The following is a 20,654-nucleotide window of genomic DNA, read 5'->3' on the forward strand; positions in this document are numbered from 1 at the left end:
AACGGGCGGATACGCAGCGATTTCCCGGCATCCGCCCCGTAACTTCCGGGTGGATCAGACCGGAGGGCGGCGGTGACGGGCGGACGTGCGCGGCTCCGGCCACCGCCGCCGTCCCGGCTTTCCCGGCGGAGTCCGAGCATCGGACGAGCAATTCGCCCGGAATCGGACCGGGCGGTCGAGCCACGCGGCGCCCGGGATTCGTCCGGCGGGTGCCCCCGGCGGCGGTCCGGGTCGCGGCGATTCCCGCTGAGACACGCCTGCCGGAGAATGCACCCGTCCGGTCGCGGGAATTCCCAGGTCACTCGTCGGCATCCGGACAGGTCAGTCGAGGGCGCGCACGATCTCCTCCGCCAGCGGCCGTGACGACGCCGGGTTCTGTCCGGTGTAGAGGGTGCGATCGACTTCGATGTGCGGCGCCCACGGTTCGCCTTCGCGGTACTCCACCCCCAGCTCGCGCAACCGGTCCGCGAGCAGCCAGGGCGCCTTGGCGGCCAACCCGGCCTGCTCCTCCTCGGCGTTGCTGAACGCCGTCAGCCGGTAGCCCGCGAACGGGGAATTGCCGTCGGCGTCGGCGGTGGCCAGCAGTGCGGCGGGCCCGTGGCACACCACGCCCAACGGCTTGCCCGACGACAACGCCTGCGCCAGCACGCGCCCGGAGTCGGCGTCGGTGGGCAGATCCTCCATCGGGCCGTGCCCGCCCGGATAGAACACCGCGGCGTAATCGGCCGGATCCACCTCGGCCAGCGGGACGGGATGCTGCAACGGCGCGGCGGTGCGCACGGCCTCGGCCAGCTTCGCCGCGTTCTCCGGCCCCCCGTTGACCTCGGGCGCCAGGCTGCCCCGGTCCACGCTCGGCACCACCCCGCCCGGTGTCGCGACGGTCACCGTGTGCCCTGCCGCGGTGAACACCTCGTAGGGGGCAACGAACTCCTCCGCCCAGAACCCGGTCGGGTGCTTCGTGCCGTCGGCCAGCGTCCAGTGGTCGGCGCCGGACATGACGAACAGGATCTCGGCCATCAGTCTCTCCTCGCATGATCGGAATCGGTGCTGTTCTCCTCGCGTACCCACGCATCGGTCTGAGTCAGCCAGAACAGGTAGGCCAATGCCGGCAACACCGTCACCCCGGCCAGCGCCACCACGACCAGCAATCCGATCAGCGTGGACCGCGCGCCCGCCGCGTCGGCGATGAGCAGCTGGTCGACCAGGATCCACGGAGTCTGGGCCACCGCCCAGCCGAGCACGATCGCCGCCACCGCCACCAGCGCCGAGACCCGCGCCCACCCGAACCGTCCCCGGTACACCAGCACGAGAGTGAGCACCCCCGCGGCGGCGGACACCACGATCAACGGCAGCGCGCGCCCGAGCAGCTCGTGGCCCAGTGTCGGGGCGTCGCGGCGGATCGGGGCGATCGCCGCGATCGCGAACGCGCCCGTCACCGCACCGACGACCAGGGTGCGCGGGCGCAGATAGGCGGCCAGCGCGTCGTCGCCGGAACGGGCGGCATCGGCGGTGAGGAACACCCCGGCCAGGAACGCCGAGGTCCCCACCGCCAGCGTGCCGCCGATCAGCGAGGTGGGATTGACCCACGAACCCACCAGGTCGCCGTATCCGTCGGCGGGCACCCGGCCCGAGGCGACCGCGCCGACGACCGTGCCGAAGAAGAACGGCGTGATCAGCGAGGCCCCGGCGAACAGCGCGCCGTAGAGGCGCGCCTGGTTGATCGTGGCCGAGTACTTGCGGAAGGCGAAGTTCGCCCCGCGCAGCACGATGCCGAGCAGGGCCAGGCTCATCGGGATGAACAGCGTGGTCATGATCGCGGCGAAGGCGCCGGGGTATGCCGTCCACAGGAACACCAGGATGTAGATGAGCCAGACGTGGTTGGCTTCCCAGACCGGGCCGATGCTGTGGTCGATGAGCACGCGCAACCGTCCGCCGCGCCGCGCACCGCCCGCGGTGAGGTCCCAGAACCCCGACCCGAAATCCGCGCCGGCGAACAGCGCGTAGGCCACCACCCCGGCGAACATCGCCGAGGCGACCACATCCGACAGTTCCATCACGGCCTCCCGGCGCGCTCGGCCTCATCGACCGGCGCCGCGCCCGGCCCGTACGGGGCGGCGATGTGCACCGCGCCGGCCCGCCACCGCCGCGCCATCGACCGCAGCACGACGACCGCGCCCACCGTCATCCCGAGATAGACCAGCAGCACGATCGTGAAACTCCACCACAGCCCCTCGCTGGTGCTCGCCGCGTCCCTGGTGGTCAACACCTGCCACACCGTCCACGGCTGCCGTCCCACCTCGGTGGCGATCCAGCCGCACTCGAGCGCCAGCACCGCCAGCGGCCCGGCGACCACCGCGACCCGCAGGAACCACCGGTGGGCCAGCAGGTCGCGGCGCCGCCAGCGCAGCACCCAGAACACGACCACGAGCAGCGCGAGCGCGGTGCCGACCGCGACCATCGTCTGGAAGGCCAGGTGGGTGATGTTGACCGGCGGGTGTTCGTCGGCCGGGACGGTGTCCAGCCCGGGAATCGGCGCCGTCAGCGAATTGCGGGCGATGATCGACCCCAGCCGCGGGATCTCGAGCGCGCCCCGCACCTCACCGTCGATCAGCAGCCCGCCCAGCCGCAGCGGCGCCGGTCCCTCGGTGGTGGTGGCCAGCTCGAAGGCCGCCAGCTTCGCCGGTTGCGAATCGTGCACCCGCATGCCCAGCACGTGCCCGATCAGCGGTTGCGCCAGCGCGGCCACGGTGGCGAACACGAACGGCACCGTGAAGCCCAGCCGATGGTGCTCGTCGCGCCGCCCCCGCAGCATCCCCGCCGCGTACACCCCCGCCACCACGAAGCCGACCACCATGAAAGCCCCCACCCACATGTGCGCGAACTGCAGGAACGCCGCGTCGTTGAACATCGCCCGCCACGGGTTCACGTCGGTCACCTCGCCGTCGACCAGCCGGAACCCGGTGGGATTGTTCATCCACGCGTTCACACTCACCACGCAGAAGGTGCCCACCACCCCCGCCACCGCCATCGGCACCAGCATCAACAGATGCCGCCGCGGCGGCATCCGCCCCCACCCGTAGAGATAGATGCCGAGAAAGATCGCCTCCACGAAGAACGACAACCCCTCGAACGCGAACGGCAACCCCAGCACGTCCCCGTAGCGCCCCATCAACCCCGGCCACAACAGCCCCATCTCGAAGCTGAGCACCGTGCCCGACACCGCCCCGATCGCGAACAGGATCGCCGACACCGTCGCCCACCGCTTCGCCAACCCCAACGCCACCGCGTCCCCGCGCACGATCCCCCGTCGATGCACCACGAAGATCATCGCCGGAAACGCCACCCCGAAACAGGCCAGCACGATGTGCCACCCCAGCGAGAACGCCATCTGCTGCCGCGCGGGCAGCAACCCCGGCGGCCCCTCCCCCGCCGCCAGCACCCCCCACATCTCCACCACCATCGACCGCCCCTTCCTCGATACCCGAGCCGACCAGCCCTTTCCCGAGGTATCCCCCATTCCCCGGCGAAATCACCCGGTCGGCCCAGCGTCCCGGATCAGTGGATCGTCCGATCCCCGAGCGGCCTGTGCGGCGTGGCTCGGTTGCCCCTCACCGCAGGCGGCGGATGTCGCCGCGCAGGCAGTAGAAGCCGCCGCGCGCGGATTCGACCACATACCTCGCACCTGATTCGCGGATGTCGCGAGGGAATTGGACCGTTCCATTCGCGGCGGTAGCCCGGGGAGACGATGTGCACGCGCGGCCGCCCGTCGCGCTCCACGCACTCCACCACCACGCCGTCACCGGCGCCGGTGGTGATTTCGACGGTGTTGCTCGGCAGGACCGCCGACATCTCGGGTGCCTTGATCGAGACGGTCGGCGGCAGCACGCCGTCCTCGGCGGCGCGGACCGCGGATTCGGCGACGTCCAGACAGGCCAGGGTGCCGTTGGTGGTGACGAGGTAGAGCTTCTCGTCGTGGTACCGCACGGAGTAGGCCGAGCCGCAGCCGGTGGCGAGCTTCCACAGCACCGGCGCCGAACGGGCCGTGGAGCGCGAGCTGGCGATGGCGCGACGGGTGACCGAGCGCGCCGCGCGTGCCCCCATCACCGCGGGCGCGGTCATATCCCCGGTCCCGCTCGTCGTCGGTGCGTCGGCGCGAAAGCTAGCAGCACCCAGTGACATTCAGGCGGGGACATTCAGGCGGGCCGCGGCTGGTCCTCGATGATGCGCAGCGTCCCGCCCAGGCCGAGGAACGCCGTCGGCGTGAGGCCGAACATGGCGCGGGAGGTGTCGCTGAAATGCGACGGCGAAGCGAATCCGGCGTCGACACCCGCGCGGGTGATGTCGTGCCCGGCCGCGTACGCCCGCGCCACCCGCAGCATCCGCGCCCACTGCACATAGCGGCGGAAGCTGGTCCCGGTCTGCGCGGCGAAGGTGCGGAGAAAGTAGGAGGTGGACAATCCGGCTCCTCGTGCCTGTTCCGAGGCGCGTTGGGGCTGGGCGGGATCGGCGCGGATGGCGGCCGCGACGGCGGCGATCCGGGGATCGCGGATCACCGGCAGCGGCATCCCCGCCAGCTCGAGCACCCGGTCGACGTCGAGCGGGTCCCGCTCGCACAGCGCGATCAGCTCGGCTTCGTGCCGGTGTTCGACCGGGTAGCCGCCGACGGCGCGGTTCATTCCGCCGAGACAGTGCGCGACGCGGGTGGAGGTCGGATCGAAGAAGCAGTAGAGCATCCGCCCGCTGCTCCGCGCGACGTGGTGAATCGTCCTGGCGCGGAACAGGAAACTCCGCGCTTCGATGTCGCCGTGCTCGGGCACCCGCACGAGGAACGGCGCGTCGACGCCGACACCGAGCGAGGGGATGGCGGTCGAGTGCGGGTCGAGCCCGGGGCTCGGGCCGAGGTAGATCGCGTGCCCGAGCCGCACCCACAGTCGGGCCGTGCCCACATCCGCGGCGCACGTTTCCGGAAGTGCGAACCGGGTCATGGGGCCGACGATACCCACAACCGAACAACCCCAGGGAGGCGATGATGAGCAGTTCCCTCGACAGCCCCGCGCGGGAGACGACCGTCGACGGCGTCCGCGTGGCCTACGTGACCGCGGGCCGCGGCGAACCACTGGTGCTGTTGCACGGCTGGCCGGAGGATCATCGCGCCTGGTCGCATCAGCTCGCACCGCTGGCGGCGGTGCGGCGCGTGATCGCGCCCGATCTGCCCGGCTGGGGCGCCTCCGACCGCGATGTCCGCCTGTCCCACGACTACGGCGGCTTTCTCGGCCTCGGTTTCCTGCACCGGTATCCGCACCGGGTCCGCCGGTTCGCGCTCCTGAACTCCCGCGCCCACGGCACCTTCACCTGGCCCTACCGCCTGCTGTTCGGCGCGTTCACCACGCTCGCGAGCCACCGCGCCACCCGCCGCTTGCTCACCGTGCGCGCGATGTATCCCCTGCACCGCTGGGGCCTGCGCGGATATGTCCGCAACGGCTCGTTCTCCCCCGGCCTGCTCGACGACTACCTGAGCATGCTGCGCACCCCCGAAGGCCGCCGCTGGTACGCCCACTTCTGGGCCGGTTACCGGGTGCGGGTGCGCCCCGAACTCGCCGCGGGTCTGGCCGCCGTCGACTGCCCGACCACCGTGATCTGGGGACGCCGCGACCCGGCCATCCCCCTGCACACCGCCCGGGAACTGGCGAGCCGCATCCCCGGCGCGCACCTGGTCCTGCTCGACGCCGACCATTTCCTGATGGAGCAACGTCCCGCCGAGGTCACCGAAGCACTGCTCGCCTGGCTCGACCGGCCTGTCGAGAACACTGCGGCGGCAAACTGATTCACTCCTCGAGCCACACCAGACAGAAGGTGTGCCCGACCGGATCGGTGTAGACGCGGAAGTTCTCGGCCGCCTGCACGAACTTCGCCCCGAGCGCCAGCACCGCGGGCTCGGCGACCTCCACATCGCGCACCAGGATGTCCAGGTGGATCTGCTGCGAGGCGCGCGGATCCGGAAAGGTCGGCGGCTGATATTCCGGTGCGAGCTGGAAGGCCAGCCGCCGCCCCTGCGGATCCAGCAGCGCCACCCACGTCCGATCGCTCTCCTCCTCGATGATCTCACCGCCCAGCAGACCCCGGTAGAACTCGGCCAGCTCCCGCGGCTCCGGGCAGTCCAACACGACCGTCCGCAAACCCTTGACACCCTCCGCCGTCATCATCGACCTCCTCCGCTCGGACAACGCGGTGCGTGTACCCGGTGGGGTGGGGTGGAAACCGGCCGCCCTCGGGGACGAAGTGCCCGGCTGAACCAACTACCGATCCCGCACCGCCGTGCGATCCGGTGCCAGGAGTTCGATGAGTGCGGTGACACTCTGCGCGGCCCGCCCCTCGTCGACGGCCCGGCGCAGGAGATCGTGCATCGGCGAATGCCAGGACATGTCGACCCCGGTCTCCTCCCCGAGCCGCCGGTCATCCTCGATCGCGGCATGGAACAGCCCGATCGAGGACCCGAGCCGCGTGTAATCGCGATGGTCGATCTCCTCGGCCAGCACCGGCAGCAGCGATTCGATCATCTGCAACCATTTGACCGAATACGGCACCATCGATCGCGCCGGCAGCCCGCGCGACGCCACCATCGCGGCCCCCTCGAAGAACCCGAGCAACGCGGGGAGCAAGGTCGCGCCGACCGCGGATTCGTAGAGCGCGGCGGTATCCGGCTCGGCCCCCAGATGCACGAGGTCCCCACCGAGCGCCCGCAACACGTCGTAGTAGCGGTCGAAGATCTCCCGCTCCCCACCGAAATACAGCAGCGTGTCCGGCTTTCCGACCGCCCCGGGCACATTCTTCACCGCGCCACCGAGGAATCCCGCACCCTTCTCGGTGACCCAATCGGCGAATTCCCTTGCGGATGCGGGTGTTCCGCTGTTCAACGTGATGATCGTCCGCCCACTCAGCGCATCCACCGCCGCACCCAGACTGTCCCGCGTAGCCGCGAAACTCGTCGCGGTCCCGATGATCAACGGGCTCGCCGCGACAGCCTCCGCAATCCCGAGTTCCTGCCGCGCCCCCGCCGCCACCGACGCCGCCGCACGTTTCGGGGCGCGATTCCACACCGTGGTCGGATGCCCCGCCGAAAGCAGTGCCTCGGCGACCGCGGTGCCCATCGAACCGGTGCCGAGCACGGTCACCGAAGTGTTCTGGCCTGTCATGAAACTCCGATCACGGGGTTGCGCCGTGCAACCACGGCGAGATTCTCGATTGGGGCGAGTGTCGGTGCGCGGCAGGGCGGCGACAAGTACGCACTTTTGCCGGGAGCTCCCCACCCCGGGGTAAGCGAACAGGTCACCGCAGCACTCGGCCGACGGAACCTGTCTCGAATCACAGACTCGTACAGCGATGCCCCTGCCGGCGGCCGCCCGCCGATCGGAACTACCCTCGCGATCCGTGCCGTGGACGAGAATTCCCGGTGACCGGTGCACGAAGAGACGCGTGGGAAGGCAGCGGCCGGGTGAATGGTCTCGACGAACTCCTCGACATCGCACGGGCAGCAGTCACGGAAGGCGCACGGCTCCTGGCGAGCACGCCGGCAGGAAAGATTGCTGCCAAGAGCGACCGCGATTACGTCACCGAATTGGACGTCGAGATTCAAATGGTGGTCCAGCAGTTCTTGGCGCGGCGCACGCCGGAGATCGGCTTCCTCGGGGAGGAAGCGAACCCCGCACCGGACCTGTCGGAACAGTCTCGCTGGTGGACCTTGGACCCCATCGACGGCACCTCGAACTTCGTCCACGGACTCCCTCTCTGCGCCGTCTCGCTCGCCCTGGTCGAGCACGGGCGATCCGTGCTCGGCGTCGTCAACGCACCATTCCTCGACCTCGAGTATCACGCCGCCCTCGATGCCGGGGCCTCTGTGAACGACGCGCCGATGACCGCGAGTACCGTCACCCGCCTCTCCGACGCCGTGATCTCTCTCGGCGACTACGCGGTCGGCGCCGGGGCCGCCCGGAAGAACCGGGAGCGCCTGGCGATCACGACCGCACTCGCGGAGCGGGTCGAGCGGGTGCGGATGTTCGGTTCGGCGGCACTCGACCTCGTGTGGGTGGCCGAGGGACGCACCGACGGCTGCGTCATGCTGTCCAACAACCCCTGGGACACCGCCGCCGGTGCTCTGATCGCCGCCGAGAGCGGCGCGCTGGTCACCGACACCGACGGCAGCCCGCACACCGTCGGGTCCAAACACACCATCGCCGCTGCGCCGGGCCTGTCTGCCGAGCTACTCCGTCTGGTGGCCGATGCGAGAGCAGGTCATCACTGATCGAGCGGGAAAGCGCATACTCACTCGGCGACCGGGGATTGCGATTACTTCTGCTCGGAGAAGGCATTCCGCCCGGCATAGTTTCGCCGCGCCTCGAAGACCGGGCGACGCTCGGCTGCGCGCGGCGGGGCAGCGACCGCCCCACCACACCGGCTCGAACAGCGTTTTTTCGAAGGCCGAAGACTCCTGGACACAGGCCGAGAAGTTGCAAACAATTCCCAGGAAGAAGGGATGGTGGGGCGGGCGGGGCTCGAACCCGCGACCAATGGATTATGACGCCTGGCGTTTCGTCACTTCCCATCGGTTCGCGAAAGACGTTGAATCCGAGCCCTATCCGACCGATCAGGGCGCCCGTCACATCGTGACGTTTCCTGTTATTTCCCACCCATATACGTCGATTAAACGATGGGCGGATCGCCCACCTCCTGGGATCACAGTGGTGGGCGCTCGATGCCGGGGAGCCGCTTCGGGGGGTCGGGGGTCGACCCGGCATCGAGCGCTGATCTGAGTGTGTTCACCCGACACCGGGACCGGAACCGCTCTACCGTTGACCTGTGTTGACCGATGGCACGGTGACGGGGGAACTGCTGCGGGAACTGCGGTGCGCCGCGGGGATCGGGCTACGCCGCATGGCCGCGCAGACCCACTACACCCCCAGCTACTTATCTCTGGTGGAGACCGGCCGCCGACCGGTCACCGAGGGAGTTCTCGACCGCTACCGCGCGGTGCTGTCCGATCCGGTGCTTGACGGCGTGGATCTCCGACGACTCAGCTCCACAGTCTCCGACCCGTCCAGCGCAGGACTGAGCGGGGTTGATGACCTGGCAGTGATACTCGACAAGACCCGCCACCTCGAGGACACCGTGGGCGCCGCGACGGTGGTGTCGTTGGTGAGAGGCATGGACGGCACCGCACGGGAATTGGCGCGGCACGGTGCCGGTGGCCGGCCCTCGGCGGCCCTGGCGTCGGACGTGACCCGCTACCGGGGATGGCTCGAGCACGCTATCGGCCGGCGCATGGTCGCTGATCGGGTGTTGCGCGACGCCGTGGAACTGGCGCAGGACGGGGCGCAGCGGGCACACGCCCTGTCGTTTCGGTCGCTCACTGCCCGCCATGACGGCGACCTGGCGAAAGCCCTGGACCTGGCCGATGGCGCGTTGGCCGAGGATGGGGTTCACCCGGCGTTGCGCGCGTTCGACCGGTATTGGAAGGCCGAGTTGCTCGCTCGCCGCGGTGAGCATCGCGCGGCCGCGCGGGAGCTGGCCGCCGATCCGCCGGAATACGACGAACTGCCGCCGGGCGGTTACTGGTACACCCCGGGGTTCCTCGGGGTGCAGCGAGGCCTGGTGCTCAGTTGCATGGGCCGCCGCGCGGACGGCATCGCCGAGGCGACGCAGGGCGTGAAGGCCATGCCCGCCGAGCATCGGCATACGGACTGGCTGAATGTGATGCTCGCCCAGGTTGATCCGGACATGCGCGACTGACCGCCGAGGAGAGTGACCGGAAGTAACTCACCTCGAATTCGGCGCCTGCTCTACTGCGTCAAATGACGCAGTAGAAGGTTCGCGGCGGATTGTCTCGCGGCTATCCCCAGTTGCCGCCGCAACCGTGCGGCTGACCGACACGGTTGTTAGTGAACCAAACTCTCAAACGAGGCCCGATCATTTTGCCGACGTCGGCAAATAGATCGGATCGCGCAAATTGCGATGCTAGGCACCGCGACAGGTGTCCAGAATCGAACACCTGTCGCCGTTGCTACGGCAGCGACGCCATGAGTCCGATCGCCTTGGCGTGGGCTCGACGCTCGGCCAACTCCACCAGATCGTCGACGTCCGCTACTCGCGCGTTGATCGTGGTGGACAGGTCGTGCCCGGCCGCGGCCGTGGCACCGGTGGGAGCGACGAACGCGTTGGGGTCGACCCTGTTCGCTGACCAGCTGGAGGCGTTGATTGCCTCCAGCAGGGGGGCGTTGCGGGCCGCGGCGTCGGCGTTGACGATGAACTCGCCGTTGGACAAGGGCGCGAGGAACCCGTCGTCGCGGGGGCCGCCGGGCCCGATCGCCCACCCGCCATCGCGGTAGCCGTGCCCCTGCCCCCACATGGTCGACAGGTCCATGCCGTAGCGGGCGCGGTAGTAGCGCAAGGCGGCGACCATGTTGGCGTAGGGGTGGGTGCGGTCGTTCGGCAGCGCCGGATCCCGGTAGGTGGCGAACGTCCCGGGGATCACCTGCAGCAATCCCACGGCTTCGTTGCCGCCGGAGTTGACGTCGATGACCTGCTGCACGATCGCCGGGTCGCCACCGGACTCGGACTGGATCTGGGCGAGCATGATGTCGACCTGGTTGGGGTTGAAGCCCTCTTTGATCAACGCCTGTGTCGCCAACCCCCGCCACTGCTCCACCCCGGCACCAGGGGTGTAGGCGGCGGCGCCCTGCACGGTGATGGTGCCCAGATCCTCCGGCGTACCAGGGACATTCGACGGCGCCGCGGACTGTGGGGTGGTGGTCGTGACCATCGACGGCAGGTTCTTCGGGGTGTAGCTGTACTCCGGCTGCTGCAGCTGCCCGTTCTTCTGCGAGTAGAAGTCCAGCGCGGTCCCGATCGCCCGGTTGTACGGGTTGGACTCGGACAAGATGCTGTTTTCCAGACCGAACGCCGACAGCAGACCGGTCGCCAGGATCGATCCCGCCCGAGAGAAGATCCCTTGCAGGGACGGCGGCGTGGACTCACTGCCAGTGGTCTTCTGCGACGACTCCAGCGAGTTCTGCGCCTGCTGGTACTTCAAGTCCGCCGCGAGCTTGTCGGCGTCGGTGGAGTTCGGGTTCGCGTAGACGGCGTTGCGTTCGCTGTTGGCGGCATCCACTGCCGCCTCACCTTGCAGCCGCTGCAGCTCTTGGTCGCTGCGCCGCCCGGGCAGTGGCGCCTGCGTGTACAGCACCTGCTGGGTGGTGACGCCGGAGGTGTCGCCGGTGCCGATCCCGCCCACGCCGGTGGTGCTCGCGCCCGTGGCCTGCATCTGCAGGAACGCCCACTGGTTGAACATGGGGTGGTTGTAGCCAGCCGCCGACCCGCCGTACACGACACCGGCGGAGCCGTTGGATTCGACGTTCACCCCAGACGGCAAGGTGCCCGCGGTGTGGCCGCCGCCGGGCATGTTGGGGTCGTTGACCCACCCGACCCGGAACGCGCCCGGTCCGCCCTTGCCGGTCTGCCAGCCGAGCGCCGCCAACCACTGGCCCTCGTTCGCGGTCGACATGCGGCCGGTGTCAGGCGGAAGCCCGGCAGCGACGTTGGCGAGCTTGGAGATCAGACCCGAGCAGTCGAACTCGCCACCGTAGGGTGTCCCGGCCAGGGAGCGGGCGTAGTCTTCGAGGGCCTGCGCCGACCCGCCGACCACACCACCCTCGGCCATGCGCGGGAAGGTGCCGGCGTTGATCGCGGCCAGTTCCCGGTCGTACCGGGCAGCGGAGTCGCGGTTGATGACCCATTCCCCGCCGTCGAGCCACGTCATGGGCGCACCTGTCGCCGCGGCGACGCCGAGGATGCCGTCGCGGCGTTCAGTGCCGGGGCCGGTCGTGGGCAGCTGCCCACCCTCAGCACGCGCCGGGAGCTGCACAGTCCCACGCGCCTCGATACCCGCGAACCGCGCGATCTCTACGTTGACCTTCATGGTCACTGGCTGCTCGGTGAACTGACGGATATCGGCCCGCGCCTGCTCAGTGTTGGCGATCAGGGTCAAGGTTCCGTCCAGGTTGTTGCGGATCTCGTACTGCAACTCCCGAATTCGGGCCAGGTTCTCAGGCGTCGTGTCCTTGATGACGATCGTCTTCTCATCGGGCACCGACTGGACCGAAATGCCCATCTCGTCGAACCGTTGCTTGCCCTGCTCGGTGAGGGTGAAAGTACCCTTAAGGGTTTCGTTGATCCGCTGCCATGCCTCCCGCGCCTCCGCGGTGGCAGTGTTCTGCCCGTTCATCTCCCCGCCGAGCGTGGCCGCGGACTCGCCGACATCGGTCATGGTGTCCTTGAGCATCGCCAAATCGGCCACCGGGATGCCCTTGTCCTTGAGCTCCTGGACCGCGTCGGTGTACTTCTTCACCGCTTCCGGAATGCCCTGGAGTGCCTGCGCGATCTCGGTATCGGTCAGCTTGGTCTGCAACCGGACCTGCTCGAACTCGAACTCCGATTCCCGCTTCATCGGCATCTGCTCGAGGATGATCGCGGTGATGTGGTCGTTGATCGCCTTCTTGCCTGCCTCGTCCAAGCCCAGGCCGGCGCGGACGAACGTGTGCGGACTGACACCGAGACCGGCGGCCCGCTCGAGATACCCGGTCTCTTCCAGCTTCTGAGTGGTGTTGGCGATCGTCTCCTGAGTGATCGCGCCAGTCTGCTGGTCGAGGGTGCCGCGCAGATCGTTGACCGCAGCCTGCTGCTTGCGCGCCGCCTCTTCGGCTTCGGCGTGCTTCTGGGTCAGGTAAGTCAGTCCCGCGCCCACGCCGAGGGTCAAGGCAGCCACACCGAGCGGACCCATCGCGCCCAGGGCACCGCCGAGCATGCCCGCCGATCCCGCGGCGCTCTGAGCCGCCGAACCGTAGCCCTGCCGGAAGTTCGCCATAGCCGTGCCCGCGCCCGCGATCGAACCGCGCACCGCATCGAAAATGGGGCCGATCGTCTTCACTGCCAGGTAGGCGATGACGACATCGCGCACCAAGTCCGGGTGATCGGCCAGCAGATCACCGGCCACTGTCAGGAACGGCAGCACTACACCCGCCCACGCCTGGAAACCGTCGTATACGCCGCCGAGGATTTCGGGCAGGTCGCTCAGCAGCGGCTTCAGCTCGGCCATGTTCTCCCGCGCCTCACGGAAGAACTCCTTCAGCTCTTCTTGCCCCTCAGTGGATTTCAGGAACCGCGACATGCGTTCGGTGATTTCGTCGAGGGACCGCAACGTCTCCCCGTCATTGCCCGCCGCACGCATCAGCGACCGGACCGCCGAGCCCGTGTTGTAGAGGATGGTGCCCAGAGTCTTCGTCGACTCGATGCCTTCCTCCATCCACTTCTTCAGCGACCCGTCCGCCGCCGAACGCTGGATCAGATCGTTGAACCGCTCAGCCACGTCGCCGATCGCGGTGCCGAAGCGGGGGAAGAACTCCGACCCGACCGTGATGAGCTTGGTGACGGCGTTGGTCAGCGGCTCCGCGCCCTTGGCCGCGTTGGCGAACCCGACCGTCGTGTTGTCCAGTGCGGTCTTGAAATCGACCCGGTTGACGTCACTGGCCAGCGCCGACAACGACGCCCGGAGACCGCCGTTGATGGCGGTATTGATGCCCACCAGTCCATCCCGCAGCGTCGGCAACTGCCGATCGGCGAGCACGAGAATCGCCGGACCCATCCCGTTGGTCAACGCGTCCTGACTGGCCTTCCGTGCCTCCGTCCACGCCGGGCCGATCGACCGGATATCGGTCACCATCTGCCGAGCGTTCGGCGACAACTCCGCCAGCGCCATGTTCAGCTTGTCCTGCCCGCCCGAAGGCGCGTTCAACGCCTCCGTCGCGTCCCGCAGCTGCCGCAACGCGCTCGCCTCAGCCTGCCGTGCGGCGGCCACCTGCTCAGACCCCTCCACGCCGCGAGCGTTCGCCTCCGCGGTGTCCTGCGCCAGATCCTGTGTCGCTACCTGCTGTTGCCGCAGCCGCAGCACGGCCTGGTCGTAGGAGTTCTGGGCACGCTTTCGAGTGGTGGAGTCCGCCGTCGGATCGAACTGGACCTGCATCAGGCGCTTGCCGGCCTCTTCCACCGAGATGGCAGCGTCCTCAACGGAGAGCTTCTGCTCATCCAGGTCCATGTTCATGTCGCGGATCGAGCGCGACGCGTCCCGGTAGGCGTCGTTCAGCCCACGAGTAGCCGCTCGCGCCCGGTACTGCGCCTCTTCCACGTCCTCGAGGGCGTCACGCTGGTCGGTGACCGAATCAGCCGCATCATCGGATGCCGACTTCATAGCCTTGAACGCTGCCGGGATACCGGACATGCCGGTCGCCACGCTCGCGATACCCGCCAGACCACCGAACCCGATCGCCGGAATCAAACTCACTGTGCGCGCCGCGGTGGCCGCCGCATCAGCAATCGCCAACAGGTCAGCAATCGCCCCGGCCGCGCCGATCACGCCGAGCACGGTCAAGTTCACCGACCCGGCCCGGCGCAGATCCGCCCCCAACCCCGCGACCCTCCCCCGCGCCCGAGCGAACGACGGACCATCGACGTCAGGGCGAATCGTCCACCCCTCCCGCATCAGCTGCCGCAACGCCTCGATCTCCGCAGCCGCCGCCGCGGTGTCGGCACCTACGCGGAAGGTCTGGTTCTCCCGCGCCACCCGCTGCAACGCCGCCAACTCGGCTGCAGCAAGTCGCGTGTCGGCGTCCATCCGGAACGTCTGGTTGGCCCGGGCCAACTCCTGCAACGCCCCGATCTCCGCAGCCGCAGACGAAGTGTCGGCACCGACCCGGACCTCCATCCGGAAGTCGTGCCGCCGCAACTCCGCCTCCGTCTCGGTGACGAAGTTCCGGAAGTTGGGCTTGATCTTGATTCCGGCGGAACCCGCGTCGTACTGAGGCATCAGACGCCACCCTTCATCATCGTCAACCGCGGATCACTCCCACCCGCTCCACGCCGCCGGGAGGTTTGTTCCACCGCCTCCTCGGCCCTACACACCTCCCACTGCAACGACCGCCGCGACATCGGCGTCAACCCACACTCCCGCAACAGGTATCGGACCTCACTCGCCGCGTTCGTGCGAGCCGTCGGAGCTGTCGTCTCCGACCACACCAACTGCATCAACCGGGCGGCCATCACCAGGGCGTGCCGATCACTCTCGGTCCACTCCGGAACCATCGGCGACGACCAGCAATCCGTCCACCACTCCAGCACCGCGGGATGCCATTGGGCATAGGCCGGCAACTCCGGCACCTGAGGATCCTCCACAGGAGTCAGAAACGCCCTGGTAGACGCCCGATTGCGACGGGCCCGAACGCTCGGGTGCTTCGGCAACGGCGGCATCAGCCCCACACCCCCCGTAGACCCTGGGATGCGTACGGCAGGGAATCTGCAGAGCGTCCCGATGCTCGGCTGGTGGCGGGGAGGGGGGTGGGTGGGGGTGTGGTCGTGCTGGTGGGCTGGTGGATGGCCGGTACCTGGGGCATAGGGTCAGCCCTCCAGGTCGATCACGCGCTGCTCAAGGTCGTGGACGACGTCGAGCAGCGCGCGCCAAGCCGGACCTGGGTCCACTCGGGCCCCGTATGGGGTGGCGTCGGACCAGAGCTTGCGCAGTGACGCGGTGAGCGGCGGCAAAGTAGCGTCGGCGTTGGCCTTGGTGCTGCTGTTGAATGTGTCGGGCATTGCAATGCTCCTTCGGTTTGATGCTGGCTCAGCTCAGCGGGTGAGTTCGGCGGCGCTGGTGGGCCAGTCACGCGCGGGTTGGAACACCGGTTCGCCGGTGACGCCGTTGCGGGGTGCCATGCGCCTCATATCGCTCTGGGTACGGGGGTGTTCCAGCTTCTTGCTGATGTGGGTGCGGCGCGCTTCGCTGCGGTCGGTCCACAGCTGTTCGATCTGGCGTTCGGTGGGAACCCATAGTTGCGCGTCGCTGTTGCAGATCAGCCACTTGAGTTGGAGCGGTCCGGGTTCAGGCCAGGGGCCGCGGTCGTGGGATCCATTTCGCCAGCCGGGGAACACCTCGTCGAGGTTTGCGATGAAGTGGTCGTTGGCGAGTTCATCGCGGCAGTGAGCGTTGCGTCCACGCTCCACGATGTGGTGTGACACGTAGTGCTGCAGGACGTGCAGTTGGGCATCGCGGATCTCGCGGTAGCGTCGCCAGATGTCGTCGAGCTGTCCGAAGGCTGCGATTGCTTCGGCGCCGGCGCGGATGGCTTCGTCGGCAGTCTGGGTGTCGCGGAGGGTGGTCGCGGGTGCCTGAGCTTCGTCGATGAGGTTGGTCAGCTGGCCGTTCAGGTGGGTCAGCAGTTGGTCGACGCTGGCGGTGATGATCTGTTTGCAGCGGGCAAGGGCTTGGTCGCGGAGATTGTCGAACGCGACGTATGCGGCTTTCTGGTCGGCGACGGCCTTTTCGTGCTCGGCCATGCGCTTGACGTAGTCCTCGGGGATCTCGCCCGCGGTCAGGACGTTTTGGATTTCGGCTGGCGCGCCGGATGGTTGCGGGGTGTGTTCGTCCCGGCGGCGGATTGCCTGCTCCGCGATCGCGAGCGCGTTGGTGTATCCGTCGAGAGCTTCGACGGCGGTGCGGAGGGCGGGGTTTCGGAGTTCGCCGCGGAGTCGGAGCATGCTCATGTTGATGGCGCTCATCGGTGGCTCCCGTCGTTGCGGGTGAATCGGTGAGCGGCTTGCTTGAGTTCGCCGGCGGGCTCCTCGGGTGGGCGTGCTTCGGCGATGAATGCGGCGAATTCGCCGGGGCTGAGGGAGCTGACGTATTCGACTACGGCGTCCCTCAGGCGGTCCAGGGGCGAGATGGAGGGCAGTGGGTGGCTCATGGATCGAGCGTGCGCCACCGAGGTGTGTGGCACGTTCCGTGTGGGGAATCGATTAGGCGGCGTTGCGGGCTTGCGCGTATTCCTCAACGGTGGCGCGGTTGAAGATCCATGTGCGGCCGACGCGTATTCCGTCCAGGTCGTTGGCGATCTTGCGGACCCATCGGGGTGAGCATCCGAGGATGGCGGCGGCGGTGTTGGTGCTGATTTCGTCGCTGTGGATGCGGGGGTCGGGTTGGTCTGCGGGGCCTTGGCTGATTTCGGTGTGGAGTCGTTCGTACAGGTGTCGGATGGGTCCGGCGATGGGTGCTCCGTTGTGTTGACGTCGGCGGTAGACCTCGGCGACGCAGTGGTAGGCAGCTCGGACTTCCCGGTCGCTGATGTTCATGACGTACTCCTTCCTCCGGGTAGTGGGTAGTCAAATAGTGAAATTGCAGGTCGCGAACGGCCATCCCGATGCGGAGCAGCGCCCGCCGAGGGAACCAGGCGACACGGTTGGCCGACGAGGAGACGTTCAAGTTGAACGTCTCCTCGTCGTCCTGGCTCATGACTCTCCGTCCTGTTCGCGCCATGCTTTGAGCGCCTTGTACGCCCGATCGCTGCCCCAGCCCATCCGCTCCTGCACATCGCGCTTGGATCTCGGGGGCGGGTCCAACTTGCTCAGTTCCACCACATCGCCCGCGAGGTTGCCGCCGCTGTTGAACTGGCCGAGGATGTCGAAGCTCGGCGGTTGGTCTCCCTCACGTGGGGCGTGTATGACCGCCTCGAGCAGGCCATCGGCCGCGTGCGGGCGCAACTCGAAACGTCCGGCCACCGGTTCACGACCGACCGGGCAGTGCTGGCGCACCCCGCCGTGGCGGTCCTTGTTCACCGTCAGCCACGCCGAGCCGCCCTTGCCGGGGGTGAATGCCTCCTGGACTGTCGCGCGCAGCGAAACACCGCCGATCGCGCGCCGCTTGGCCGTGGTGCCACCCGGGCCCAGCTTGCGCGACTCGGCGCCCTTCGCCAGATGGTCGATGACCAGCACCGCGGCGCCAGTCTTGCTCAGCGGCTTGAGCACCGCCGAGTTCGCGGTGGTGTACTCGTCGGCCGAGTTCGACGATGAGCCGAACAGCGGCAGCAGTTCGCCGAGGGAATCGAGCACGACGACATCGGGGGCCCACAGGTGCATGTCGGCGATGATCGCGAGCAAGTGCGTTCGGCTGTCCGGTTCGACGTAGAGGAACCGCTCCCGGTCGGCCAGGACGGACGGGCCAGTACCGAGCGCGAGCAGCCGCGACACCGTGGCCACCGCGCCGTTGTGGTCCAGGTCGATCACCAGCACGCGGCCGTGGCCGTGCTCGGAGAGGACTTCACGCGCGGCGGTCAGCGCGACCCAGGTCTTGCCGGACTCCGGGTCACCGAACAGCGCGTTGACCTCCCCGGCGTAGAACAGCGCTCGGGCGTCGGTCCGGGTTCCGTAGACCGGCTGCGGGGGCTCGGGCAAGGTGCCGTCGAGCAGGGCGGCCACGTCGAAGTACCGTCCATAGTCCATGGCCCTCTCCCGGTCCTGGTCCGGTCCGGGACCAGGACCGGACCAGTCCGGCGCGCGGTCCTGACCGGCATCGGGTTCCAGGACCACGACGGCTGCCCCTTTCTGCTGGTCAGAAGCGCTATTGCGCCGCGTGGTCCTGGTCCTGCCCCTATAGGGTTCAGGACCAGGACCACTGGCGGTCCAGGAAAGGTCCCGACGACGGGCGCGTTCCTCCCGAATCTGCTCGCGATAGGCCGCTTGACAGCTGAAACACACCGCGTCGTAGACGGCATGGTCGTAGCAGTGCGCGGTGGGTTCCGGCTGCCGCACATGCGCGGCGCCCGAAGGCGCGGCCGGTGTGGCCGCGCCTTGGGTGTGTCGGTAGTCGCTCAACGGCCACCGCCGAACTCGTCAGCATCCTGTCTGGTCCTGAACTGTTCCGTCACGAACTGCCCGAGAGTGCCGTCCGTCGCATCGAGGACGGCCAGCAACCCCGCCACGACTTCGGTCGTCATCAATCCCAGCGCGTAGCGCACGACAGCATCCGCGGCGACTTCATCGACGCCGGCCAGCCAGCTCCCGCCAACCTCCTGCACCTTGTCGGCATCCCGCGCTACAGCCGCCAACCGGAACACCAGCGACACAGCTTCAGCGCGAACCTCATGCACATCGAGCACCACGTCCCGCTTCCCTCGGCCGAAGAACACGGATTCGGCACCGCTCCGCATCTGCTGAGTCACTGCCCACCGCCAAGGGTGTTGACCGCGGCGTCGCGGAGCTCGACGAGCTTCGCCCGCATCTGGTCGGCGACCGCGGGCGCCAACTCGTGGATGACGGCGAGCATCGGCGCGACGACGTCCTGGGTCAGCAGCGTCAGGGCCGCCGCGGCGACGTAGCCCGCGGTGTCGTGGTCGAGTTCACAGGGCCATTCGAGCGTCAGGCGGGCCAGAGCGTCACTGTCCTCGGCCACGGCCGCGTGCTTGTAGACGAGCGTGGCCGCGGCTTCCTGGATCGCGGGGATGTAGAGGACACCGAACGGCATTCCGTCTTCGTCCGTGATCATGACGGTGTCGTTGTTGTCGGTCATCGTGTGGCGCCTTTCGTCGGGTCGGTGGGTTGCAGGACGGCGCGGGCGAGGCGGATGGACTCGATCCACGCGGATTCGACTTCCGGCCAGGGGGCTTCGGTGGTGCCGGTGAGTCGCTGTCGCGCGGCTTCAAGCTGGGCGCGGCGGGCGCGCTCCTGCCATTCCTGTTCGGTGAGTGGGTTAGGTCGGGGCCGCGGTGGCGGAACGGGCTGGTCGCCGAGGTGCCGTTTCCAGACCTGTCGGACGTCGGCGGGGCTGGTGATCGCGCGGCCCAGGCTCGGGGCGACGAGCCGGGCCCCCCGGCCGCGGGTGTCCCGCGGCCGGGGGATGTTGCTGTGCGGGGGTGTCATTCCCGCCCCTCGATGAGGTCGGCGAAGTGCTTCAGATCGGCGGCCAGGCGGCGGGCCTCCCACGGGGTCAACCGCAACCCGAGATCCTTGGCGCCGCCGCGGAGGGAGATCAGGACCAGTGCTTCGGTGTCGCCCGCCCGGAGTTGGGCGCCGGTGTCGACGATGGTCGGCAATCCCGCGCCCCATCGGTCCCGGTTGAGGGCGATCGACCGGTCCGTCGACCAGCAGCTCCGGTCGACGGGCAGCTCGTCGTCGTGGCGGTTGGGGTTGTCGCACCAGGGCGGGCACGGCCGGATCGGGTCGGGGACGAGCCGGTCGACGCCGACGACGAGGGGCTGGGCGATGCCGTCCACGCGGATGCGAGCGAACCCGTCGCTGCCGATGTGGTCGAGGACGCCGGAGAGGTGGCCGCCGTCGAGCTTGCCGTCCAGGCTGATGGTGGGCAGCCGGACGGGATCACCGGGGTTGAACGCCCCATGGTTGGGGTTGTCGGGGAGCTCGGGTACTGTGTGGGACATAGCGATGCCTCCTGGGCAGGTGGTGTGCTTGTTGGCCCGGTGAGCGGTGGCCGCCGCTCCCGGGCTTCTTTCTGTTCCGACGTTGGACATCAGGCGGCGTCCGATCCGCCCATCTCCTGCGCGTTCTCCCATTCGATGAGGTCGGCCAGGAGGTAGCGGGTGTGGCGGCCAATCCGCCGGAACTTCGGACCGCGGTTTTGGTACGCCCACTGAGCGACCGTCTTCACCGGCAGCCTCAGCCGGTCCGCGACCTCCTGGCGGGTGAGCCAGTAGTCGGTATTGGCTTCCATGGGGTGCAGTTCCTCCGTTTGCGATTGACGCTGCTATGTTCTGAATCTTTCGCATCGTGTTGCC

21 protein-coding genes are annotated in these 20,654 nt (G+C 68.5%); 3 read left to right on the forward strand and 18 right to left on the reverse strand.

Going from position 1 to position 20,654, the window contains the following annotated elements; genetic code table 11:
- Window positions 1-321: 321 nt before the first annotated feature.
- The 5 genes from AMO33_RS12590 to AMO33_RS12610 all read right to left on the reverse strand — a co-directional run bounded on the left by AMO33_RS12590 (window position 322) and on the right by AMO33_RS12610 (window position 4,985).
- Window positions 322-1,017 carry a type 1 glutamine amidotransferase domain-containing protein gene (locus AMO33_RS12590; protein WP_060592713.1) on the reverse strand — a complete coding sequence of 232 codons (696 nt, stop codon included), beginning with the start codon at window positions 1,015-1,017 and terminating at the stop codon, window positions 322-324.
- A complete protein-coding gene (locus AMO33_RS12595; RefSeq protein WP_041559976.1) occupies window positions 1,017-2,054 on the reverse strand; it encodes a cytochrome d ubiquinol oxidase subunit II in 1,038 nt (345 codons plus the stop codon). Before AMO33_RS12595 ends, AMO33_RS12590 begins: the two co-directional genes overlap by 1 nt.
- Window positions 2,054-3,460: a cytochrome ubiquinol oxidase subunit I gene (locus AMO33_RS12600; protein ID WP_098083021.1), complete on the reverse strand. Its 1,407-nt coding sequence runs from the start codon at window positions 3,458-3,460 to the stop codon at window positions 2,054-2,056. Before AMO33_RS12600 ends, AMO33_RS12595 begins: the two co-directional genes overlap by 1 nt.
- Before the next feature lie 95 nt (window positions 3,461-3,555).
- The gene (locus AMO33_RS12605; RefSeq protein ID WP_197657701.1) at window positions 3,556-4,179 is read right to left on the reverse strand and encodes a PQQ-binding-like beta-propeller repeat protein; all 624 of its coding nucleotides are present in this window, start codon (window positions 4,177-4,179) and stop codon (window positions 3,556-3,558) included.
- A 14-nt stretch (window positions 4,180-4,193) separates the two neighbouring features.
- A complete protein-coding gene (locus tag AMO33_RS12610; protein ID WP_060592715.1) occupies window positions 4,194-4,985 on the reverse strand; it encodes an AraC family transcriptional regulator in 792 nt (263 codons plus the stop codon).
- 44 nt (window positions 4,986-5,029) lie between these two features.
- On the opposite strand from AMO33_RS12610, the gene AMO33_RS12615 reads away from it, so the two are divergent.
- A complete protein-coding gene (locus AMO33_RS12615) occupies window positions 5,030-5,824 on the forward strand; it encodes an alpha/beta fold hydrolase (RefSeq protein ID WP_060593457.1) in 795 nt (264 codons plus the stop codon).
- Between the two features lies 1 nt (window position 5,825).
- Here AMO33_RS12615 and AMO33_RS12620 read toward each other — a convergent pair whose 3' ends face one another.
- Window positions 5,826-6,200, reverse strand: a complete 375-nt coding sequence (locus AMO33_RS12620; protein WP_060592716.1) for a VOC family protein — start codon at window positions 6,198-6,200, stop codon at window positions 5,826-5,828.
- Between the two features lie 96 nt (window positions 6,201-6,296).
- Window positions 6,297-7,463, reverse strand: a complete 1,167-nt coding sequence (locus AMO33_RS12625) for an NAD(P)-dependent oxidoreductase (protein ID WP_240327494.1) — start codon at window positions 7,461-7,463, stop codon at window positions 6,297-6,299.
- 29 nt (window positions 7,464-7,492) lie between these two features.
- On the opposite strand from AMO33_RS12625, the gene AMO33_RS12630 reads away from it, so the two are divergent.
- A complete protein-coding gene (locus tag AMO33_RS12630) occupies window positions 7,493-8,299 on the forward strand; it encodes an inositol monophosphatase family protein (RefSeq protein ID WP_060592718.1) in 807 nt (268 codons plus the stop codon).
- A gap of 554 nt (window positions 8,300-8,853) precedes the next feature.
- Complete coding sequence (locus tag AMO33_RS12635) at window positions 8,854-9,783, forward strand: helix-turn-helix domain-containing protein (protein WP_240327497.1); 930 nt, start codon at window positions 8,854-8,856, stop codon at window positions 9,781-9,783.
- A gap of 271 nt (window positions 9,784-10,054) precedes the next feature.
- On the opposite strand, the gene AMO33_RS32320 is transcribed toward AMO33_RS12635, so the two are convergent.
- The 11 genes from AMO33_RS32320 to AMO33_RS12695 all read right to left on the reverse strand — a co-directional run bounded on the left by AMO33_RS32320 (window position 10,055) and on the right by AMO33_RS12695 (window position 20,590).
- Window positions 10,055-14,908 (reverse strand): transglycosylase SLT domain-containing protein, encoded by a 4,854-nt coding sequence (locus AMO33_RS32320; protein ID WP_060592719.1) that lies wholly within the window; start codon window positions 14,906-14,908, stop codon window positions 10,055-10,057.
- Window positions 14,908-15,348 carry a phage terminase small subunit gene (locus tag AMO33_RS33100; RefSeq protein ID WP_444980005.1) on the reverse strand — a complete coding sequence of 147 codons (441 nt, stop codon included), beginning with the start codon at window positions 15,346-15,348 and terminating at the stop codon, window positions 14,908-14,910. Before AMO33_RS33100 ends, AMO33_RS32320 begins: the two co-directional genes overlap by 1 nt.
- A 147-nt stretch (window positions 15,349-15,495) precedes the next feature.
- Window positions 15,496-15,687 carry a hypothetical protein gene (locus AMO33_RS12650; protein WP_060592721.1) on the reverse strand — a complete coding sequence of 64 codons (192 nt, stop codon included), beginning with the start codon at window positions 15,685-15,687 and terminating at the stop codon, window positions 15,496-15,498.
- A gap of 33 nt (window positions 15,688-15,720) precedes the next feature.
- The gene (locus tag AMO33_RS12655) at window positions 15,721-16,650 is read right to left on the reverse strand and encodes a hypothetical protein (RefSeq protein ID WP_060592722.1); all 930 of its coding nucleotides are present in this window, start codon (window positions 16,648-16,650) and stop codon (window positions 15,721-15,723) included.
- 237 nt (window positions 16,651-16,887) lie between these two features.
- Window positions 16,888-17,220: a helix-turn-helix domain-containing protein gene (locus AMO33_RS12665; RefSeq protein WP_060592724.1), complete on the reverse strand. Its 333-nt coding sequence runs from the start codon at window positions 17,218-17,220 to the stop codon at window positions 16,888-16,890.
- Between the two features lie 156 nt (window positions 17,221-17,376).
- Window positions 17,377-18,366, reverse strand: a complete 990-nt coding sequence (locus AMO33_RS12670) for an AAA family ATPase (protein WP_060592725.1) — start codon at window positions 18,364-18,366, stop codon at window positions 17,377-17,379.
- A 368-nt stretch (window positions 18,367-18,734) separates the two neighbouring features.
- Window positions 18,735-19,085: a hypothetical protein gene (locus AMO33_RS12675; RefSeq protein ID WP_060592726.1), complete on the reverse strand. Its 351-nt coding sequence runs from the start codon at window positions 19,083-19,085 to the stop codon at window positions 18,735-18,737.
- Window positions 19,082-19,432, reverse strand: a complete 351-nt coding sequence (locus AMO33_RS12680; RefSeq protein WP_060592727.1) for a hypothetical protein — start codon at window positions 19,430-19,432, stop codon at window positions 19,082-19,084. Before AMO33_RS12680 ends, AMO33_RS12675 begins: the two co-directional genes overlap by 4 nt.
- Window positions 19,429-19,782, reverse strand: a complete 354-nt coding sequence (locus AMO33_RS12685) for a hypothetical protein (protein ID WP_060592728.1) — start codon at window positions 19,780-19,782, stop codon at window positions 19,429-19,431. Before AMO33_RS12685 ends, AMO33_RS12680 begins: the two co-directional genes overlap by 4 nt.
- The gene (locus tag AMO33_RS12690; RefSeq protein ID WP_060592729.1) at window positions 19,779-20,300 is read right to left on the reverse strand and encodes a DUF6907 domain-containing protein; all 522 of its coding nucleotides are present in this window, start codon (window positions 20,298-20,300) and stop codon (window positions 19,779-19,781) included. Before AMO33_RS12690 ends, AMO33_RS12685 begins: the two co-directional genes overlap by 4 nt.
- An 89-nt stretch (window positions 20,301-20,389) precedes the next feature.
- Window positions 20,390-20,590, reverse strand: a complete 201-nt coding sequence (locus tag AMO33_RS12695; protein WP_060592730.1) for a helix-turn-helix transcriptional regulator — start codon at window positions 20,588-20,590, stop codon at window positions 20,390-20,392.
- Window positions 20,591-20,654: the final 64 nt, after the last annotated feature.

This window comes from Nocardia farcinica (assembly GCF_001182745.1).
GTDB lineage: Bacteria > Actinomycetota > Actinomycetes > Mycobacteriales > Mycobacteriaceae > Nocardia > Nocardia farcinica.